Origin of the sequence: Rhizobium sp. NRK18 (assembly GCF_024385575.1) — a bacterium.
Lineage (GTDB): Bacteria > Pseudomonadota > Alphaproteobacteria > Rhizobiales > Rhizobiaceae > JANFMV01.
On sequence record NZ_JANFMV010000001.1, the window covers coordinates 503275 to 521929 of the forward strand.

The window sequence follows — 18655 nt, forward strand, 5'->3', positions numbered from 1 at the left end:
TCATGCGGTCAGCGATGCGCCAAGCAGCATCAGCCCGAAGACGATCACCATTAGAGCCCCCAGAATTTCGATGCCGTTCGAAATGAACGACCCGAAACGCGAGCCGCCGCCGGCGATGCGGACGGCGACGTCCTTTGCCGTCACGGCGAGCGTGGCCAGTGTTGCGACGGTGATGGCCGTACCCACCGACATGGCGAAGACGGAGAGCAGGCCGCCGAGATAGAGGCCGTTGAGCAGCGAGAAGGTGAGCACGAGCAGTGCGCCGGAGCAGGGGCGAAGGCCGACCGCGATGATGGCCGACCACGCCTCGCTGATGCCGAATCGGTCACCCTTCAGCATGGCGGGATCGGCGCCGTGCGAATGGCCGCAGCTGTCGCAGACGAAGGTCTGCTGCCTGTTTCCACCTGCGGCCCCGGCAAAGGCGAACGCATGGTCATGCGTGCAGGTGCTGTGATCGTGGTCGTCGAAGAGCCCGCCGACGATGGTCGGCTTGCGGCGCATGGACCGAAGCTTGCGCCAGAGCATGTTCAAACCGAACAGCACGATCAGCAAATAGGATGTGATCTCCAGGCCCCAGGTGGTTTTGGTCACCGAAATTCCCGTGCCGCGCAAAAGGAAGAAGGCGGTGCCTATAGCGAGGATCGCCACGAGCCCCTGCGTCATGGCTGAGAGAAACGAAATGACGACGCCGCGCTTCAGTTCGGTTTCGTTGGCGATCATGTAGGAGGAGATAACGGCCTTCCCGTGACCGGGGCCGGCGGCATGAAAGATGCCGTAGGTGAATGAAAGGGTGACGAGAGACCACAGGGCCCAAGGGTTCTGGCGCATCTCCTTCAGCGCGTCTGTCAGTGCGCGGTAGAAGGCCTGCTGCTGGACGTTGACCCACGCAAACAGCGGCGCAAGCGGCCCGCCGCTGCCGAGACTGACGACGGGTTCCGCGGTTCCGAGGCCAAGCGAGGATTGCGCATGGGCAGCGCCGGTGAAGATTGCGGCGATCGACAGGGCGAGAAGGACCGCCTTCACCTCGCCGCGGCGCTTCAGCATGACAGATCCAGCCGGGTGGCGACGAGCTTGGACGGGATGGTGGTGGGATCGTTGAAGAAGGAGTCTGTCAGGCTCGCCTGGTTCTGGCTGATGATCTGGTCGGGATCGGGACGAACGACCGCGTGCTTGCAGGCGTTCAGCTCCTTGCCGTCGAGCTTGAAGTCACTGTCCTTGGCAAAGTCGAGGGCAGTGTAGAGGCTGGGGTCGTAGGCGCCGACGCTGATATTGCCTTTCAGCGGCAGCGGCTTGGCAGGCTTGATGGCGAAGGTGATCAGCAGGCGGTTGTCCTTGAAATCCGCCTTGATGTAGTGCGGATGCGCCATGACGACGTCTTTGCCGTTCAGCGTCACCAGCGTGTAGTAGCTATAATCGGCGAGCGAGTTGACCACCGTGTTGGAGATGTCCGCCAGTTCATCGGGCTCGAGCTTCAGGTCGGTGTTCTTGTCGTAGTCCATCATGACGCTGGAGGAGAACACCTCGTCGAAATACCAGGTATGCTTGAGTTCCAGCAGCGTCTTGTCCGGCCCTTCGACGACTTCCAGCTTGGCGTCGGCGAAGACGTGCGGATGGGCGAGCGCCGGGATCGGCGTCAGGCACATGAGTGCGGCGAGCGCTGCTTTCTTCATCGCGACGGTCTTTCCTGAACGGGAGCATCTTCGTTGGTCATGAAAGAGTCCGAAATGCGGCGGCGGCCATGCTCATTCCTGCGACTTCTTGAACCAGTTCGACATGAAGTCGACAAACGTCCGAACCTTGGCCGGCAGATAGCGCCGGTGCGGATAGACGACGTAGATGCCCCTGTCCTTGGCCATGTAATCCTCGAACAGACTGACCAGCGCACCCGATTCGACGTGGCTGCGGGCCACGAAGTCCGGCACGACGGCGACGCCCAGCCCGGCAAGCGCCCCGCGGAGCGTCGCCCTCGGGCTGTTGACCTCCAGCGGGCCGGTGACATTGACATTGAAGCCGCCGCCTTCGGGATCGTGAAACCTGAGGCTGTTGTGCGAGCGGGCGTTGGTATCGACGAGGAACGGCACGTTGGTCAGGTCCTGCGGGCGTTCCAGCGGACCGTATTTCTCGATGAAGTCGTTAGAGGCGCAGACCAGGACACGGAAATCGCTGATCTTGCGGGCGATCAGGCCGGAATCCTCCATCTTAGTGATCCGGATGGCGGCGTCGAAGCCTTCCTCGATGAGATCGGCGAATCGGTCCTCCGACGATATCTCCAGTGACAGGTCGGGATGTTCGACGATGAAGTCGATCAGCGACTGGCCGACTTCGGCATCGACGAAAGTGCGCGGCGCGGTGATGCGCAGCTTACCCTTCAGATCGGCATTGTTCTCGCGCACGAGATCGGCGAGGCTGTCGATTTCCTTGAGGATGTCCGACGCGGAACGATAATAGGTGTGGCCGGCTTCCGTCATCGAGAACTGCCGCGTGGTGCGATTCAGGAGGAGTGCGCCAAGCTCGTCCTCCAGTTCCCGCACATATTTCGACAGCAATGCCTTGGACCGGCCCGTGCGCCTGGCAGCAGCGGAAAAGCCTTCGGCCTCGACGACGTCGATGAAGGCGCGGATGCGGGTGAGGGTATCCATTCAGGGCTCCTGCTTCGTGCAGGATTATTGAACGGAAAGCGGCAATTCGTTCAATGCATTTTTTGGAAAAACCTCTCAAAAAACTCTTGATTATTACAGGCGGAAATCATATCTCCTCGCTTGCCCAAAGTCGCACGTGCCTGTGGGTGTCCGCCGATCTCTCGACAAGGTGAGGGACACGGTAAGGTACCTGGAACTAACCCCTCCAGTCGTTTCTCCGGCCAACCGGTGATGCGAGGACATCTTGAAGCAACGACGGTGCGGGCCTTTCTGGTGTCTGCCGGCTTTCCAACAGCCGGGGTTACTGAAGAGGCACACCTTCATTGCCGGAAGTGCGGTCGGGTTCCCCAACCAATCCAAGGCAGACAAAGCGGAATTGAAACCCTCGCGGGTTTTGGTTCGCCTTCGCGTATCGAGCGTTATCCATGGTTCCGGCAGCTCCAAAGGCCGGTCTCGTGCAGAGCGCCCGACACTTTTGTCCTCCGGTTTTCCGGACCATTGGAATTCGAAAGGGTAACACGATGACGACTGCACGCATCCTCGACTTTATCAAGAACCGCCGTCCGGAAGGCCCGTGCCTCGTCGTTGACCTCGACGTCGTGCGTGGCAACTTCGAAACGTTCCGTCACGCCATGCCGGACAGCGCCATCTACTACGCCGTCAAGGCCAACCCGGCCCCGGAAATCCTTCGTCTGCTCGCCAGCCTCGGCTCCAATTTCGATTGCGCATCCGTTGCCGAAATCGAAATGGCGCTCGACGCTGGCGCGACCGCCGAGCGCGTTTCGTACGGTAACACGATCAAGAAGGAGCGCGACATTGCCCGCGCTCACGCGCTCGGCGTTTCTCTCTTCGCCGTCGACAGCCACGAGGAAGTCGAGAAGATTTCCCGCGCGGCTCCCGGCGCACGCGTCTTCTGCCGCGTGCTGACGGACGGCGAAGGTGCGGAATGGCCGCTGTCTCGCAAGTTCGGTTGCGTGCCGCAGATGGCCGTCGACGTGCTCGTCTACGCCCATCAGCTGGGCCTCGAATCCTATGGCGTCTCGTTCCACGTCGGTTCGCAGATGACCATGGTCGATGCCTGGGATTCGGCTCTCGCCGATGCCAAGCGCGTCTTCGTCCAGCTTGCCAAGCAGGGCATCACGCTGAAGATGGTCAACATGGGCGGTGGCTTCCCGACGAAGTACCTGAAGGACATCCCGTCGGCAGAAGCCTACGGCCTGGCCATCAACGGTGCGCTGCGCAAGCACTTCGGCAACCGCCTGCCGCTGACGATCATCGAGCCCGGCCGCGGCATGGTCGGCAATGCCGGCACGATCAAGGCTGAAGTCGTCCTGATTTCGAAGAAGTCGGACAACGACAACCATCGCTGGGTCTTCCTCGACATCGGCAAGTTCGGCGGTCTGGCCGAAACCATGGACGAGGCGATCCGCTACCCGATCCGCACCGAGCGGGACGGCGACGAGATGGAGCCCTGCGTGCTGGCCGGCCCGACCTGCGATTCGGCTGACGTGCTCTATGAAAAGAACATGTACCCGCTGCCGCTCACGCTCTCGATCGGCGACGAAGTTCTGATCGAAGGCACCGGCGCCTACACGACCACCTACTCGGCGGTCGCCTTCAACGGCTTCGAGCCCTTGAAGTCCTACGTGATCTGATAGGCCTGCTCCGGCGAACAGCCGGAGCGGCAATCTCACAAATTTTCGAAGTTTCTAGGGAATGGGGAGGCCGCCATGGCCGCTGTTCTTGGTGCCGTGCACGCAAATTTTGCGCCGGCGTTCGTACTTGACGTTGAAAATCAGGGCGATGTTGCCGCCCGTGAGCGCCTGCTCGACCAGGCCATGGGCAGGAACCGCCGCCGCAAGTCTTCGGAGAAGCTGCGCCGTGGCCGGCTTCCGTCGGAAGGCCTGGCATTCGTCGCCCGCGACGATTCCGGTCGGGTCATCGGCACGGTGCGCCTTTGGGACATCGAGGCCGGCATCGATACGTGCGGCAGGCCGGTGAAGGCGCTCCTGCTCGGGCCGCTTGCCGTCGATCCGGCGCATGAGGGCAAGGGCATCGGCGGCGCGCTGATGCGTCATGCGATCATGGAAGCGAAGATGCGCGGCCATGGTGCGATCCTGCTCGTCGGCGATGCCGCCTACTACGAACGCTTCGGCTTCTTCGCGGACAAGACCCAGCACCTGGTCATGCCGGGTCCGTTCGAGCGTGCGCGCTTCCTTTCGCTGGAGCTTGTCGAAGGCTGGCTTGACGGTGCAGCCGGCATGCTGACGGCCGCAGGCCGCAAGCTTCCGCTCCAGGCGCTGCGCAAGGCCGCTTGATCCGGCAGCCGGAATTTGTCCGGCGTCCCGTCGCAACTGTTTCCGGCCGTCGGCGAATCATCGTTGGCGGCCGTTTTGCTTGCCTTCGGTCCTTGCACATCGATCCCGATGACGGTGCGCATTGCCTGGCTGTTTTGACGGACGTCATTCCTGGGAAATACAACTTAACGTATGTCTATTCGTCTCTGTCTTTTTTGTCGCAGAGCTCCCTTCCGTTGATCTGAATCAATCGTCTGTTCCTCCGCTCCGCTTTACTCCGCGCGAGGCATGGCCTTGTTTATTTTAGGAGAAATTGAAATGGGCATTCGCTGGACGGCTTGGACTTTCGCACTGGCTGCAACAACAACTTTCATCGCCGCGGCGCCGGCGGCCATGGCGGCCGATCTGGCGCCTGCAACTCCCGCGGCAGAAGCGCCGGCGGCTCAGCTCACCCCATGGCAGGTCCGCATCCGCGGTCTCGGCGTCGTGCCGAATGACGACGGTAAAGTGGATGGCGTGTCGGGGTCGGACCTGTCCTACAGCAACACGGTCATTCCGGAACTCGACATCAGCTACTACTTTACCGACAACATTGCCGCCGAACTGATCCTTGGTACGACCTACTCCAATATCTATGGCGACGGATCGATCGACGGTCTCGGACGCATCGGCAAGACCTGGATCCTGCCGCCGACGCTGACGCTGCAGTACCACTTCACCAATTTCGGCGACTTCAAGCCGTATCTGGGTGCCGGTGTGAACTACACCATGTTCTACAATCAGGACGGCCATGGTTCGGTTACGGACCTCAAGGTGAAGGACACCTTCGGCGTCGCCCTGCAGGCCGGCTTCGACTACATGCTCGACGATCACTGGGGCGTGAACTTCGACGTCAAGAAGATCTTCCTCAATGCCGACTACGACGCAAAGCTCGGCGGGACACCGATCAGCGGCAAGGCCAAGCTCGATCCGTGGCTGATCGGTGCCGGCGTGACCTACCGCTTCTAGGCGGCGGCCTGAGCATGTCGTCCGCGGGAAGGCGGCCCGCGGATTGACATTTTCAAGGTCACACACTATCTCGGGCGGCAAGGGCTGGAACCCCTGCCGCTCGCTGGCTTTGCAAGAAGCCCATGGTGAAGTTCCCTCTTCCAAGAGACACGGTTCATGCTTTTTCAAGGCATCCGGCCGGTGGCAATGCGGGCACCCACATTATCAGGCCACACCGGGATGCCGGAAAAGAGGACTGTCATGAGCGGACTATCCATGCCGCTGCCCGCCCTTCACGCATTGAAGGACCAGGCCAAGCGCCTGCGTGCTTCCCTGGAAGGCGAGGGAGCATCCATAAGTCATTCGAAAGCCCTGGAACTGATCGCGAAGCAATATGGCCTTCGCGACTGGAACACGCTTGCGGCGATTGCCGGCAACCGGCCGCCGCTCAACCCCTACATGCTGGGCTCGCGGGTCTCCGGCCATTATCTCGGCCAGGCGTTCTCCGGTGAAATCATCGGCGTGCAGGCGGTCTCGGCGCAGCCGGGGCGTTACCGCATCACGCTTGATTTCGACGAGCCGGTGGACGTCGTCACCTTCGACAGTTTTTCGGCCTTCCGCAAGCGAGTCTCGTGCACGATCGGCGAAGACGGCTGCACGGTGGAGAAAACCTCCAACGGAAGGCCTCATCTTGAACTGGCCTGGTGACCGTCAGGCGGGTTTCGGAAGGCCGACTGGCAGCACAAGGACGAAAAGACCGGCGGAGTTTGCTCCGCCGGTCTTTTGCTTGCGGTCCGGTTCGGCTCAGAAAGCCTTGAAGGACGAGATCTTGTTGTTCATCAGAAGCAGCGTCGGCCGGTTTTGGGTGATGGCGGTGCAGGTGCCGCTCATGTACCAGTCCTTGCAGACCATGACCTTGGCCGAGCCAATGAGCTTGATCGAGGAAATCCGATCGTTCCAGAAGCCCTGAAGCTTGGCGTTGGACTTGCCCGGCGAAACGCAGAAGTGCGGGCCCTGATAGTTCACCTTGCTGTAGAAGCACACCTGGCTGAGCGTCAGCTTGGGCGGCAGTTTCGGCGGGATCGGGGGCTTCGGCGGTTGTGGCTTGGGCGGCTGCGGCTGCGGAGGCGGGGGCTGGTTGGACGGTGCGCCGGCGCCGCACCCCATCTGCACGCCGCCGGGGCCGATCTGGATGCCGCAATCGTCGAGCGGGTTGCCCGGGCCGTTGCCGCCGGCGTCTTCCTCGTCGTCTGCGGGGCCGTTATTGCCGCCGACGGCCAGGAAATTGCTGCTGACCCAGCCGTCGGTGCCGGTGTGCTCGACGAAGCACCAGCCGGATGCGCATTCCTTTATCTCGACGTGCTCGCCGTCATAGAGCTGGTCGACCTTGGAAAAGCTCGTGCCGGGTCCGGTGCGAACGTTGACGTTGCCGGTGGCGATGCCGGATGCCGCCAGCGCGCTGCCGGCGAATAGGGATAGGGTGATTGCCAGGGCAGCGCCCGAAGCCTTGCTGAAGTTGGTCATTGTCTCTCTCCTCTGGATGGTCGGCATGCTGTCCTCATGCCGGTGAGAAGAAGATAACACCGCACCGCCTGAACGCGTTGTGAAGTCTTCGTTTAGCTTTCATTCATGCGCATGGAAGAAGAGCGGCAATGTGAATTGCCGCTCTTCTTGCTTCATCTTGGAACGGATTGAGCCGGACTATGCCGCGCGACTTCTCTGCGCTGCCGTCGACTGGCTCAGCTTGAACTGTTCGATGAGGCCGGCCAGTGCCTGTGCGTCGGAGGCGAGGCGGTGTGTGAGTGCGGCCGTCTCTTCCACCATCGCGGCGTTCTGCTGGGTCATCTGGTCCATCTGGCCGACGGCCGAATTGACCTCGTTCAGGCCCGTCGACTGCTCGCTGGCGCTCGTCGCGATGGCGCCGATCGACTCGTTGATGCGGGCGACCTGCGAGGCGATCGCCTCCAGCGCTTCACCGGTATTGCGCACCAGCGTTACCCCGCTCTGGACTTCCTGGCCCGACTTTTCAATGAGGCCCTTGATGTCCTTGGCGGCATTCGCCGAGCGTTGCGCCAGTTCGCGAACTTCCTGCGCGACGACGGCAAAACCCTTGCCGGCTTCCCCGGCGCGGGCGGCTTCGACGCCGGCATTGAGGGCGAGGAGGTTCGTCTGGAAGGCGATTTCGTCGATGACGTTGATGATCGACGAGATCTCGCCGGATGCGCCCTCGATGCGGCCCATGGCGGCAATCGCGTCGGCAACGACCTGGGCGGAGGCTTCGGAGCTCTTCTTCGCTGCATCGACCATCTGCGCGGCTTCGCGGGCGCGGGCCGATGCATTGCCGACGGTCGACGTGATCTCGTCGAGCGCTGCGGAGGTCTCCTCCAGCGAGGCGGCCTGCTGTTCGGTCCGCTTCGAGAGATTGTCGGATGCCGAGCGCATTTCCATCGCGCTGTCGTCGATCGACCGGGCGTTGGTGCTGACTGCTGTCAGGGTCTCGTTGAGCTTGCGGACCGAGGCGTTGAAATCGGTGCGGACGCGTTCCATGTCGCCGTGGAAGCTGCCATCGATACTGACGGTCAGATCGCCCTGCGACAGGCGGGTCAGGCCTTCGGCCAGGCGGTCGACCGAATGGCGAATGAGATCGGCGTCGCGGGACTTTTCGCTTTCGGTCGCGGCGCGCTCCTGCTCGGCGGTCTCGCGGATCGTTTCGGACTGCTTGCGCAGTTCGCGCCCTTCGAGCTCGTTGCGGCGGAAGATGTCGATCGCGCGCGACAGGTCGCCGATCTCGTTGCCGAGCGTCAGGTTGGGCACCTCGACGGCAAGTTCGCCGTCCGTCATGCGGCGTGCGACGTCGGTCAGCTTCGGCAGTCCGCCAAGTGCTGCGCGCATCGCCAGTGCAATCAGACAGGCTGCAACGAGAGTGGCGACGATTGCTGCGATACCGACCTTGACGCCGATCTCGCTGGCCACCGCATTGATTTCCTGGGCGTCAACGCCGGCATAGAGAATGCCGGTCACCTGTCCTGCCGGAGAGAAGATCGGCTGGTAGATGGTGTAATAGGGCTTGCCGAGAATGACGGCCTCGCCGCGATAGGTCTGGCCCTTGGTGACGACCGGATAGACGGCGCCCTTCTGTCCGAGCTGGGTGCCGACCGCACGATTGCCGTCCGGCTTGACGATGTTGGTCGTCTGACGCCAGAAATCCTTGGAAGCGTCATCCCACGCAAAGATCGTCGCCGTCTCGCCGGAAATGCGGCCGACGCTGTCGATCATTGCGTGATCCTTCACGTCGGTCGGAACCTTGTCCATGACGATCTTGTCGACATTGCCGTTCTTGTCATAGGTCACCTTCGTGCCGTCAACATCGCGGCTGACGATTTCGGCGGCGATGCGCAGACTGCGGTTCTGGCCGTCGATCGCATTGGTGCGGACGTTGGTGGAAATGACCTGCCAGGTCACGACGAAGGTGGCGGCAAGGGCCGCGAGCGTCACAACGGTGCTCAAGATGGTGACCGTCTTGACCAAGCCAAAACGCGACAGAAGTTTCATGTCGGGGACCCCCAGGAAATTAGAATTTGTCAAATTTTGTGGGAAGATGATTAAGTAACGGTGAATCCGGACTTTTGTGTCGGGTTCTACTGTCCCGGACAAAAGACAACCTGGGTTGGATACACTCTAAAGCCTTTGAGAAGGCTTGGATATTAGTGATTGCAGAATAAGATTGACGGCGCGATTAAATTTCCCAGAAGCTGCGCGCATCCGCTGCCAGTCTGTCTAGCGCTATCTGCCAATCCTGCGGATCGATGTTCTTGCGGACTGCGGCTGCTACATCCGCGATGGCGCTCTCGGGTGAAATGTTGTGGTTCGCGCGGACCGTGCGGACTTCTCGGGTGAGTGTTTCTCTGTCGGAAAAGGGTGTCACAGGCTGGGAGGCATCCCAATCCTCGACGAAAATCGCTCTGAGGACCGGTGGGAGAACATCGGCGAATACTAGAGCGTCGACGACCGGAAGATGCGAGCGGAACACATGCAGCACCGCCCGCGTCATTGCGTAACATTGGTGATGCGTGGCCAGCAGCGATATTGATTTCAAGTCGGCCATGTAGCGCTCGAAGTCGCGTGAGGCCTGAAAGTACTCCTGCGGCATCGGCATGTGCAGTCAGCCCGAAATGTCGACGACGCCGCAGTCTCCGGCCTCCGACGCAAAGGCAAGCTGCTTGCCGGTGCGGTTCCAGGCCATGGCGGTGATGGCGCCCTTGCCCGGCCGGCGCAGCAGCGCCTCCTTGTTGTCGGCAAGGCGGACGGCCAGGATCATCCCGTCGATAAAGCCGATGGCGAGCACTTCGTCGGTGGGGTGGAAGGCAACCGAAGTGACCATGATGTCGGCCCGCGTGCCGAGTTCCAGCGGCGCCTTGCCCATTGGTCCGTCTTTGCCGGCAAACGGCCAGACGATGGCGGCGGGCGCACCGGATGAAGCGAGCCATTTGCCCTTCGGCGACCAGGACAGCGACTTGACCTTGGCCGGGTAGCCGGTCATGCGCATGTGCCGCGCGTCGCCGGGCTTGCCGTCGAGCTTCCAGCCATGCAGCGCGTTTTCCTGCATGGTGGTGACGACGAAGCGGCCGTCCGGAGAGAAGGTGATGCCTGTATGGGCGCCCTTCCATTCCAGGTCGACAGGTTGGCCGGCCGTGCCGACCCAGTGCAGCGTCACGCCATTGTAGCGGGCCACGCCGATCCTCAGGCCCTTCGAGGCGAAGGCTATGCCCTCGACGGTGCGCTGTTCGGCGAATTCCTTTTCCGAACCGTCGGCAAGTCTGACCAGTGCCGAGCGGCCATGCGCATAGGCGACGGCGCCCTGCGGGCCGCCTGCGACGACCGAGATCCACTTGCGCGGCGCTTCGGCGACGAGCGAGACGGTGCCATCGGCGCCGATGCGGTTGACCTTGCCGTCCTCGCCGCCGGTGATCAGCGTTTCGGAATAGGGATCCTTGACGCAGGAGAGCAGGCCCTGATGCGCCTCCGTGACCTTGTCGCCGCCATCCAGCCGATGGATATGGCCGGACGCGGCGGCGAAAAAGGGTACATCATTCAGGAAAGCGGCAGAGACGACATAACCTTCGATGTCGAGCGGCGCGACCGTCGGCATCAGGCGGCTGCCTCACAGGCGCGGAAGCTGGCTTCCAGCTTTTCACGGTCGAGATCACGGCCGATGAAGACGAGGCGCGTTTCCCGCTTCTCGTTTTCCTTCCACGGGCGCTGGTGGTCGCCTTCGATGATCATGTGGACGCCCTGGACGACATAGCGATGGTCATCGCCCTTGAAGGCGATGATGCCCTTCAAGCGCAAGATCTGCGGCCCGAAGGTCTGGGTCACCTTCTGGATCCACGGGAAGAAGCGCTCCGGGTTCATCTCGCCGGCACGGAAGGACAGCGACGTGACCGTCACGTCATGAATGGGCGAGGGGCCATGGCTATGATGATGGTGCCCATGGTCATGATCATGGTGGTGATGATCGTGGTCGTGGCCATGATGATGATGGTGGTGGTGATCATGGTCGCAGTCAGGACCGCAGACATGATCCTCGTCTTCGTGATCGAGGAAATGCGGATCGTTTTCGAGCGCCCGCTCGAGATTGAAGGCACCCTGATTGAGAACCTTGGCGAGATCGACGCCCGAGCGGGTGGTGTTGTAGATGCGAGCCGACGGATTGATGGCGCGCACGACGTCTTCGACCTGATGCAGTTCCTCATGCGAGACGAGGTCCGTCTTGTTGACGAGAACGACGTCGGCGAAGGCGATCTGGTCTTCGGCTTCGCGGCTGTCCTTCAGGCGCAGGAGCAGATGCTTGGCATCGACCAGGGCGACGACGGCGTCGAGCTCGGTCTTGGCGCGCACGTCCTCATCCATGAAGAAGGTCTGAGCCACCGGAACCGGATCGGCAAGACCGGTCGTCTCGACGATGATGCCGTCGAAGCGGCCCGGCCGGCGCATCAGCCCCTCGACGACACGAATGAGGTCGCCGCGCACGGTGCAGCAGACGCAGCCATTGTTCATCTCGTAGATTTCCTCGTCGGATTCGACGATCAGGTCGTTGTCGATGCCGATCTCGCCGAACTCGTTGACGATGACGGCATATTTCTTGCCGTGGCTTTCCGACAGGATGCGGTTCAGGAGCGTCGTCTTTCCGGCGCCGAGGTAACCGGTCAGAACGGTTACGGGGATGGGGCTTTGGGCGGTATCGGACATGATAACCTCTCTCGGAAGAGTAGCGCAGCGCAGAATGGGCGCTGCTGGAGCTTGAATTGAATCCCGGTTGATATAGGCAATAGAGTGGAGGAGTTCAAAGGGTTTTGCACAAGGCGCCCCTGGAGGAGGCAAGTGGCACCAGACTACATCATCAGACCGGGCCTGCTGGAAGAAACCTTTGTCTATCAGGAGATCGAGCGGCGCGCTGCACAGCGCTTCCGCGCCATAGGCATGGCTGAAATTGCCGACGGCAGACCGACCGATGCATCCGACCTTGTGGAACGTATCCGCGATGGCAGGCTATTTGTCGCAGCCTCGGGGCTGCCGGTCGGATTCGCCATGTACAGGCAGGTCGACACGGCCGCCTATATCGAGGAGCTGGATGTGTTGCCTGATCATGCGGGGCAAGGCATCGGGGCCGCATTGATCGGCCGGGTCGCGGAAGCAGCAGTCGAGGCGGGGCTTTCCAGCCTCTTCCTGTCGACGTTTCGCGATGTGCCGTGGAATGCGCCTTATTACGAGCGGATCGGCTTTCGGGTGCTGGAGGAAGAGGCGTTCTCCCCGGCGATGCGCGCGATCCGGAGCGAGCACATCGCGAAGGGTCTGGATGAAAGCCGCCGGGTCTTCATGCGTCGGCGACTAGGCAAGGTCTGACAGGTCGAAGGCGTCGACATCCTCGAGAAGCTCGATGATCCCCCGGACGGCATGAGCGAGGATGCGCTCGCCCTTTTCCGCGGTCGCGGCCGCCGCATTGCCGGCCACACCATCGGCGTTGAGATCGGCCATCTTCCAGCCGAATGCATGCGGCCCGTAGGCACGCAAATGGCGGAAGCGTCCTGCAAAATCGCTCTGGCGCGAGGGAAAGGCCTTTGCCTTCGTCCTGTCCACCCGGTCCGGGTGAAGCGCCAGCATGACCGAGGTTTCGATATCGCCACCATGAATGTCGATCGCCTTGTCTTCCGGCGAAATCAGCCCTTCCGGCAGTCCGAAGCGTGTCCAGCTGGTGGCGACCGCCAGCATGCCGAAGCGCACCCGTGCTTCCGTTGCGACGATGGTCATCAGCGGTGAATTGCCGCCATGGGCGTTCAGCATGACGAACTTGCGGATGCCCTGGCGCGACAGGCCTTCGGCGATTGCGAGCCACCGCTCCACGGCTTGCGAGTAGGACAGCGTCTTCGTCCCGGCAACGTCCATGTGCTCGATGGAATAGCCGACGGGTTCCGTTTTCAGGATCGTCACCGGCAGATGTTCGGGGAGGTTTTCGGCCAGTCGACCGGCAATGCCGTCTGCAATCAGCGTGTCCGTTTCGAACGGCAGGTGAGGGCCGTGCTGCTCATGGGCGCCCAGCGGCAGCACCGCAATCCACCGGCTCCTGTCCGCGGCACCGAGCGCCGGGTCGTTGTCTTCGAAACGTCTGGCGGGAATGGGCATATGGCGGTCGCTCGCTATTTTCTGTATTGGACGTTCATGGGGCCGGTTAACGGCCAGGTATTCCTAGTAAGAGTTCGGCGGGAAAATGGGCAAGAAGAAAAAGGACGGCAAGAAGGACAAGTCCCTCAAGAAGGCGAAACTTGCGGAAGCTGGCGGCAAGGATCTGGCGACGGCCCTGACGCAGGCCGCCCGGTCGCTGCGCACCGAGCAGAGCCATCAACTGGCGGCGTGCGGGCTTTATGCCGGACAGGAAGGCGTCATTCTGGCACTTGCCGGGGAAGACGGACTGACGGCCGGGGCAATCGCTCTCCGGCTCGGCGTCAAGGCGCCGACCATGACCCGGACGATCGGACGCATGGAAGCGCAGGGCTTCGTGACCCGCGGCAGCGATGGCGGTGACGGGCGCCTGACCAAGGTTTTCCTGACCGATGCCGGCCGCAATGCCGTTGAGGGGATCGAGCAGGCGTTGAAGGTCAGTGAGAAGCGGGCGACCAAGGGGCTCTCCAACAAGGAGATCAAGGCGCTGACGGTGTCGCTGGTTGCGATCATGCACAATCTCGATCCCGCCGAGGCAGACGATCAGCTTGACTGATCGCAAGATGTGGACGGCAATTCACCCGGTCGCTTTTTATTTGAATTCTTGAATTAAATTTTTTAAAGCTTGTCCGGCAAGCCGGACTGGCGCCACCTCGTGCCGGATCGGTCGATCCAGGAGGGGACGTGGCTCAAAAGGTCAAACTATCGACGATTGCCGAGTCGCTTGGCATTTCCACGGCAACCGTATCGCTTGCATTGCGCGACAGTCCGCTTGTCGCGATTGCCACGCGCGAACGGATCAAGGACCAGGCGCGCCTTCTCGGCTACATCTACAACCGCCGTGCGGCGAGCCTCCGGACCTCACGTTCCGGCATCATTGGCGTCGTCGTGCATGACGTGATGAACCCGTTCTACGGCGAAATCCTGAAGGCGATCGAAAGCGAGCTAGACCGCAGCCAGCACACCTTCATCCTTTCGAACCATTACGACTCGGTAGAAAAGCAGCGGACCTTCATCGAAACGCTGCTGCAGCTTGGCGGCGACGGCGTCATCATGTCGCCGGCGATCGGCACGCCGAAGGAAGATATCCAGCTTGCCGAAGACAACGGCATGCCGGCCATTCTGGTCGCACGCCAGATGGAGGGGATCGACGTTCCCACCTATCGCGGTGACGACAGCTACGGGATCGCGCTCGCTACCAACCATCTGATCGGCCTCGGCCACCGGACCATCGCCATGATCGGCGGCACAGACCAGACCTCGACCGGCCGCGACCGTTATCTCGGCTATGCGTCAGCGCTCAAGAAGGCAGGAATCGAAGTCGATCCCAACCTGCGCATTCCGGGCCCGCGTAGCAAGCAGGGCGGGTTCGAGGCGGCAGTGCATTTCCTGTCATTGCCGCAGAAGCCGACGGCGGCCGTCTGCTGGAACGATCTGGTGGCGATCGGCCTGATGAACGGCATTTCGCGCGCCGGCCTCGTGCCCGGCCATGACATCTCCGTCACCGGCTATGACGACCTCGAGGAAGCGGCGATCGCCACGCCGGCGCTGACGACGGTCTGGAACGGTCAGGCGGAGGTCGGACGACTGGCTGCGCGCGCGCTGCTTGACAAATTGAGCGGCAGCCACGAGCCTGACGGCCTGCACCTCATCAAGCCGGAAATGCGTATCCGGCAGTCGACCAATCCCATTTCTTCGTCATCACAGAGATCCTGAGCCCCGTCCCATGTCCGATACCCGCATTCCCGTCCTCGCATCCGTCAAGAGCCATCCCCGCGTCCTCGAGCGCCTCAAGGAGAAATTCGACCTGCGGCTGATGGAAATCGACGGACCGGCCTCGCTTCCAGAGGCCGAGCGCAGCGAAATTCGCGGCGCGGCGGCAGCTTTCGGCGGGTTCAGCGCGGAGTGGATGGACATGCTTCCGAACCTGGAAGTGATCGCCAGCTTCGGCGTCGGGTACGATGCGGTCAACGTCGGTCACGCGGCCTCGCGCGGGATCATCGTCACCAACACGCCGGACGTGCTGAACGACGAGGTGGCCGATACGACGGTCGCCCTCCTGATCAACACCGTCCGCCGCCTGCCGCAGGCCGAACAATGGCTGCGGGAAGGGCGCTGGGAGAAGGACGGTCCGTTCCCTCTGTCGCCGCTGTCGCTTGCCGGCCGGCATGTCGGCATTTTCGGTCTTGGACGGATCGGGCTGGAGATCGCCAAGCGGCTGGAGCCGTTCAAGCTGAAGATCAGCTATTGCACCCGCACGCCGCGGGATGACGTGCCCTACAAGCATTACGCCTCGCTTCTCGACATGGCGCGCGACGTCGATACGCTGATCTCGATCGTGCCGAAGACGGATGCAACCCACAAGGTGATCAATGCCGAGATCCTGTCGGCGCTCGGCGCCAACGGTGTCTTCGTCAATGCCGGACGAGGCTGGTCGGTGGATGAAGAGGATCTTGCCGCTGCGTTGAAGAACGGCACGATTGCAGCGGCCGGCCTCGACGTCTTCTACGATGAGCCGCACGTGCCGCAGGCGCTCGTCGATGTTCCAAACGCCTCGCTGCTGCCGCACGTCGCCTCGGCCTCGGTGCCGACGCGTAACGGCATGGCCGACCTGGTGGTCGACAACCTGATTGAGTGGTTCTCCTCGGGCCGCGCGCTGACGCCGGTTCCCGAAACGCCCCAGAAGGACGGCTGAACCTACTCGGCAGCTGCCACAATGGTCGTCTTGGCGCCGGCATAGGCGCGGACGGCGTCACCAAAGGCTTCGAAAATCTGGCGCGACGGCGTGTCCGTCTTTGCCCAGTATTCGGGATGCCATTGCACGCCGATGGCGAAGTTCTTGGCGTTGATCACCGATACCGCCTCGATCGTGCCATCCTCCGCGACGGCTTCGACCTGAAGGCCGGGTGCCGCTTCGGCGATGGCCTGCCTGTGCAGGGAATTGACCTGTACGGCACCTGCTCCGAGGTAGCGGGCCAGACAGGACCCTTCCTTGATGAACACGTCCTGACGGATGCCGAATGCTTCGTCCCGGTGCACGTTCTCCGGCTTGCGATGATCCCAGATGCCCGGCTGCTCATGGATTTCGCTGGCGAGCGTGCCACCGAGAGCGACATTCAGCTCCTGAATGCCGCGGCAGATCGCCAGCATCGGAATGCCGCGATCGAGCGCGCGGCGAATGAGCGGAAGGCTGGTGGCGTCACGGCCGGGGTCGAACGGTCCGTCCTCTTCTCTTGCATCCTGACCATAGAGCGACGGATGGACATTGGTGGCCGAGCCGGTGACGAGCAGCCCGTCGACGCGGTCGAGGATGGCATCCGTTTCATTGCCGTGTTCGAAGGCGGGAATGATGAAGGACATCACGCCGGAAACGTCGAGTGCTGCCTGCAGATACTGGTTCTGGGCGCAATGCCAGTTCGTTTCGGTGAAAAAACGGATATCGGCCGGGACTGCGACGATGGGCTTCGACATGGGCGATGCGACCTTCGGTTCGATTTCGATTCTGAAAATTGAGTACGCGCACCCGCCTTGCTGTCAACCAGGCACGATCATCACGGCCGATATTCGGAGCACTTTTTGGCTTTTGCAAGGATCAGCTCACGCAGACCCATGAATTTCCAACGAAGCCAATACGAAAGGCTGACGAATGAAAGTCGAAATGCTTGAAACGCCTGATGCAAAATGGTTAGGTCTCGCAGTGTTCGGTGACGACCAACAAATCAGGGGATCCGACACAACTTAAACTTGGGAGGTTTATTTATGGATCGTCGTTCATTTATGAAGAAGGCGGGCGTTGCAGGGGCGGGTGCCGCTGCGGCGGCAACTTTGGCTGCGCCGGCCATCGCACAGGAAAATCCGAAGATTACATGGCGCATCACGTCGTCATTCCCGAAGTCGCTCGACACGATCTACGGCGGTGCCGTCGATATCGCAGAGCGTGTGGCCGCGGCAACCGACGGCAACTTCACCATCCAGCCGTATGCAGCAGGCGAAATCGTCCCCGGTCTCCAGGCACTTGACGCCGTTGCCGCCGGTACGGTCGAAGCCGCTCACACGACGTCTTACTATTTCTGGGGCAAGGAACCTACCTTCGCTCTCGGAACGGCCATTCCGTTCGGTCTGAACGCCCGCATGCAGAACGCCTGGTTCTATCAGGGCAACGGCAACACGCTGCTGAACGAGTTCTTCGCCACGCAGGGCGTCTACGGCCTGCCGGCCGGCAACACCGGCGTGCAGATGGGCGGCTGGTTCCGCAAGGAGATCAACACGGTTGACGACCTCAAGGGTCTGAAATTCCGTATCGCCGGTCTCGCCGGCAAGGTCGTCGAAAAGGTCGGCGTCGTGCCGCAGCAGCTCGCTGGCGGCGACATCTACCCGGCTCTTGAAAAGGGTACCATCGACGCCGCCGAATTCGTTGGTCCTTACGACGACCAGAAGCTCGGCTTCTACAAGGTCGCCAAGTACTACTACTATCCGGGCTGGTGGGAAGGTGGTCCGGTCGTCCACGCCTTCTTCAACCTCGACAAGTACAACAACCTGCCGAAGCACTATCAGGCGATCCTCACCGACGCCTGCGCATTCGCCAACACCAACATGATGGCGAAATATGATGCGAAGAACCCGCAGGCACTGAAGCAGCTTGTCGCGGAAGGCACCGTGCTGCGTCCGTTCACGCAGGAAATCATGGCTGCCTGCTATGACGCCGCCCTCGGCATCTATGCGGACCTGTCGAACCAGAGCGCGAGCTTCAAGAAGGTCTATGACGACCAGCTGGCGTTCAAGAAGGATGCCTATCTCTGGGCGCAGATCGCCGAGTACACCTTCGACACCTTCATGATGATCCAGCAGCGCTCGGGCAAGCTCTGATCTGCCGAAACATCATTGACCGACTTGGCCCCGGACAGGACACTGTCCGGGGCTTTTTTGTGGGCAGATGCCTGGGGACGCGGACTTCAGGGCCGTTTCAGGACGTCAGAGACATTGGAACCGCTTTCGCCGGCTGCAAATGAAAACCGC

Annotated in this window: 19 protein-coding genes; 9 read left to right on the forward strand and 10 right to left on the reverse strand. The window is 61.6% G+C overall.

The annotated features are described in order from the left end of the window. The 3 genes from NN662_RS02280 to NN662_RS02290 form a co-directional block, all read right to left on the reverse strand. A complete protein-coding gene (locus tag NN662_RS02280; protein ID WP_261928699.1) occupies positions 1-1044 on the reverse strand; it encodes a nickel/cobalt transporter in 1044 nt (347 codons plus the stop codon). Then, the gene (locus NN662_RS02285) at positions 1038-1670 is read right to left on the reverse strand and encodes a DUF1007 family protein (protein ID WP_261928700.1); all 633 of its coding nucleotides are present in this window, start codon (positions 1668-1670) and stop codon (positions 1038-1040) included. Before NN662_RS02285 ends, NN662_RS02280 begins: the two co-directional genes overlap by 7 nt. Before the next feature lie 72 nt (positions 1671-1742). Further along, positions 1743-2639 (reverse strand): LysR family transcriptional regulator, encoded by an 897-nt coding sequence (locus tag NN662_RS02290; protein WP_261928701.1) that lies wholly within the window; start codon positions 2637-2639, stop codon positions 1743-1745. Positions 2640-3160: 521 nt separating this feature from the next. Here NN662_RS02290 and odc2 point away from each other — a divergent pair. The 4 genes from odc2 (at position 3161) to NN662_RS02310 (ending at position 6631) form a co-directional block, all read left to right on the forward strand. Next, on the forward strand, positions 3161-4294 hold the full coding sequence (gene odc2 / locus NN662_RS02295) for an ornithine/lysine decarboxylase (RefSeq protein ID WP_261928702.1): 1134 nt from the start codon (positions 3161-3163) through the stop codon (positions 4292-4294). Between the two features lie 75 nt (positions 4295-4369). Continuing rightward, positions 4370-4957: a GNAT family N-acetyltransferase gene (locus NN662_RS02300; protein ID WP_261928703.1), complete on the forward strand. Its 588-nt coding sequence runs from the start codon at positions 4370-4372 to the stop codon at positions 4955-4957. A 297-nt stretch (positions 4958-5254) separates the two neighbouring features. Next, entirely contained in the window at positions 5255-5944 is a 690-nt protein-coding gene (locus NN662_RS02305) for an OmpW family protein (protein ID WP_315972576.1), read from the forward strand. 240 nt (positions 5945-6184) lie between these two features. Continuing rightward, positions 6185-6631, forward strand: coding sequence for a glyoxalase superfamily protein (locus NN662_RS02310; protein WP_261928704.1), 447 nt, complete (start codon positions 6185-6187; stop codon positions 6629-6631). A gap of 96 nt (positions 6632-6727) precedes the next feature. Here NN662_RS02310 and NN662_RS02315 read toward each other — a convergent pair whose 3' ends face one another. The 5 genes from NN662_RS02315 to NN662_RS02335 form a co-directional block, all read right to left on the reverse strand. Continuing rightward, positions 6728-7447, reverse strand: a complete 720-nt coding sequence (locus NN662_RS02315) for an SH3 domain-containing protein (protein WP_261928705.1) — start codon at positions 7445-7447, stop codon at positions 6728-6730. A gap of 177 nt (positions 7448-7624) precedes the next feature. Continuing rightward, positions 7625-9475, reverse strand: a complete 1851-nt coding sequence (locus NN662_RS02320) for a methyl-accepting chemotaxis protein (RefSeq protein WP_261928706.1) — start codon at positions 9473-9475, stop codon at positions 7625-7627. Positions 9476-9659: 184 nt separating this feature from the next. Further along, positions 9660-10079, reverse strand: a complete 420-nt coding sequence (locus NN662_RS02325; protein ID WP_261928707.1) for a DUF2267 domain-containing protein — start codon at positions 10077-10079, stop codon at positions 9660-9662. Between the two features lie 6 nt (positions 10080-10085). Next, positions 10086-11072, reverse strand: a complete 987-nt coding sequence (locus NN662_RS02330) for a WD40 repeat domain-containing protein (RefSeq protein WP_261928708.1) — start codon at positions 11070-11072, stop codon at positions 10086-10088. Beyond that, the gene (locus NN662_RS02335) at positions 11072-12172 is read right to left on the reverse strand and encodes a CobW family GTP-binding protein (protein WP_261928709.1); all 1101 of its coding nucleotides are present in this window, start codon (positions 12170-12172) and stop codon (positions 11072-11074) included. The genes NN662_RS02330 and NN662_RS02335 overlap by 1 nt, the downstream gene beginning before the upstream one ends. 132 nt (positions 12173-12304) lie before the next feature. Between NN662_RS02335 and NN662_RS02340 the strand changes: the two genes are divergently transcribed. After that, positions 12305-12826, forward strand: a complete 522-nt coding sequence (locus NN662_RS02340) for a GNAT family N-acetyltransferase (protein WP_261928710.1) — start codon at positions 12305-12307, stop codon at positions 12824-12826. On the opposite strand, the gene NN662_RS02345 is transcribed toward NN662_RS02340, so the two are convergent. Continuing rightward, positions 12812-13603 (reverse strand): creatininase family protein, encoded by a 792-nt coding sequence (locus tag NN662_RS02345; protein WP_261928711.1) that lies wholly within the window; start codon positions 13601-13603, stop codon positions 12812-12814. The two genes, NN662_RS02340 and NN662_RS02345, sit on opposite strands and share 15 nt — an antisense overlap. A gap of 85 nt (positions 13604-13688) precedes the next feature. Here NN662_RS02345 and NN662_RS02350 point away from each other — a divergent pair, with 85 nt between their 5' ends. The 3 genes from NN662_RS02350 to NN662_RS02360 all read left to right on the forward strand — a co-directional run bounded on the left by NN662_RS02350 (position 13689) and on the right by NN662_RS02360 (position 16334). Then, on the forward strand, positions 13689-14195 hold the full coding sequence (locus tag NN662_RS02350) for a MarR family winged helix-turn-helix transcriptional regulator (protein WP_261928712.1): 507 nt from the start codon (positions 13689-13691) through the stop codon (positions 14193-14195). A gap of 128 nt (positions 14196-14323) precedes the next feature. Continuing rightward, a complete protein-coding gene (locus tag NN662_RS02355; protein WP_261928713.1) occupies positions 14324-15355 on the forward strand; it encodes a LacI family DNA-binding transcriptional regulator in 1032 nt (343 codons plus the stop codon). Between the two features lie 10 nt (positions 15356-15365). Beyond that, positions 15366-16334, forward strand: coding sequence for a 2-hydroxyacid dehydrogenase (locus tag NN662_RS02360; protein WP_261928714.1), 969 nt, complete (start codon positions 15366-15368; stop codon positions 16332-16334). Between the two features lie 2 nt (positions 16335-16336). On the opposite strand, the gene NN662_RS02365 is transcribed toward NN662_RS02360, so the two are convergent. Then, positions 16337-17110 (reverse strand): gamma-glutamyl-gamma-aminobutyrate hydrolase family protein, encoded by a 774-nt coding sequence (locus NN662_RS02365; RefSeq protein ID WP_261928715.1) that lies wholly within the window; start codon positions 17108-17110, stop codon positions 16337-16339. A 288-nt stretch (positions 17111-17398) separates the two neighbouring features. Between NN662_RS02365 and NN662_RS02370 the strand changes: the two genes are divergently transcribed. Next, complete coding sequence (locus NN662_RS02370) at positions 17399-18505, forward strand: TRAP transporter substrate-binding protein (RefSeq protein WP_261928716.1); 1107 nt, start codon at positions 17399-17401, stop codon at positions 18503-18505. Positions 18506-18655: the final 150 nt, after the last annotated feature.

Bases quoted from the DNA above. Each gene is read 5' to 3' on its own strand.
- NN662_RS02280 (WP_261928699.1), bottom strand. From the start codon at position 1,044: ATGCTGAAGCGCCGCGGCGAGGTGAAGGCGGTCCTTCTCGCCCTGTCG.
- NN662_RS02285 (WP_261928700.1), bottom strand. From the start codon at position 1,670: ATGAAGAAAGCAGCGCTCGCCGCACTCATGTGCCTGACGCCGATCCCG.
- NN662_RS02290 (WP_261928701.1), bottom strand. From the start codon at position 2,639: ATGGATACCCTCACCCGCATCCGCGCCTTCATCGACGTCGTCGAGGCC.
- odc2 (WP_261928702.1), top strand. From the start codon at position 3,161: ATGACGACTGCACGCATCCTCGACTTTATCAAGAACCGCCGTCCGGAA.
- NN662_RS02300 (WP_261928703.1), top strand. From the start codon at position 4,370: ATGGCCGCTGTTCTTGGTGCCGTGCACGCAAATTTTGCGCCGGCGTTC.
- NN662_RS02305 (WP_315972576.1), top strand. From the start codon at position 5,255: ATGGGCATTCGCTGGACGGCTTGGACTTTCGCACTGGCTGCAACAACA.
- NN662_RS02310 (WP_261928704.1), top strand. From the start codon at position 6,185: ATGAGCGGACTATCCATGCCGCTGCCCGCCCTTCACGCATTGAAGGAC.
- NN662_RS02315 (WP_261928705.1), bottom strand. From the start codon at position 7,447: ATGACCAACTTCAGCAAGGCTTCGGGCGCTGCCCTGGCAATCACCCTA.
- NN662_RS02320 (WP_261928706.1), bottom strand. From the start codon at position 9,475: ATGAAACTTCTGTCGCGTTTTGGCTTGGTCAAGACGGTCACCATCTTG.
- NN662_RS02325 (WP_261928707.1), bottom strand. From the start codon at position 10,079: ATGCCGATGCCGCAGGAGTACTTTCAGGCCTCACGCGACTTCGAGCGC.
- NN662_RS02330 (WP_261928708.1), bottom strand. From the start codon at position 11,072: ATGCCGACGGTCGCGCCGCTCGACATCGAAGGTTATGTCGTCTCTGCC.
- NN662_RS02335 (WP_261928709.1), bottom strand. From the start codon at position 12,172: ATGTCCGATACCGCCCAAAGCCCCATCCCCGTAACCGTTCTGACCGGT.
- NN662_RS02345 (WP_261928711.1), bottom strand. From the start codon at position 13,603: ATGCCCATTCCCGCCAGACGTTTCGAAGACAACGACCCGGCGCTCGGT.
- NN662_RS02350 (WP_261928712.1), top strand. From the start codon at position 13,689: ATGGGCAAGAAGAAAAAGGACGGCAAGAAGGACAAGTCCCTCAAGAAG.
- NN662_RS02360 (WP_261928714.1), top strand. From the start codon at position 15,366: ATGTCCGATACCCGCATTCCCGTCCTCGCATCCGTCAAGAGCCATCCC.
- NN662_RS02365 (WP_261928715.1), bottom strand. From the start codon at position 17,110: ATGTCGAAGCCCATCGTCGCAGTCCCGGCCGATATCCGTTTTTTCACC.
- NN662_RS02370 (WP_261928716.1), top strand. From the start codon at position 17,399: ATGGATCGTCGTTCATTTATGAAGAAGGCGGGCGTTGCAGGGGCGGGT.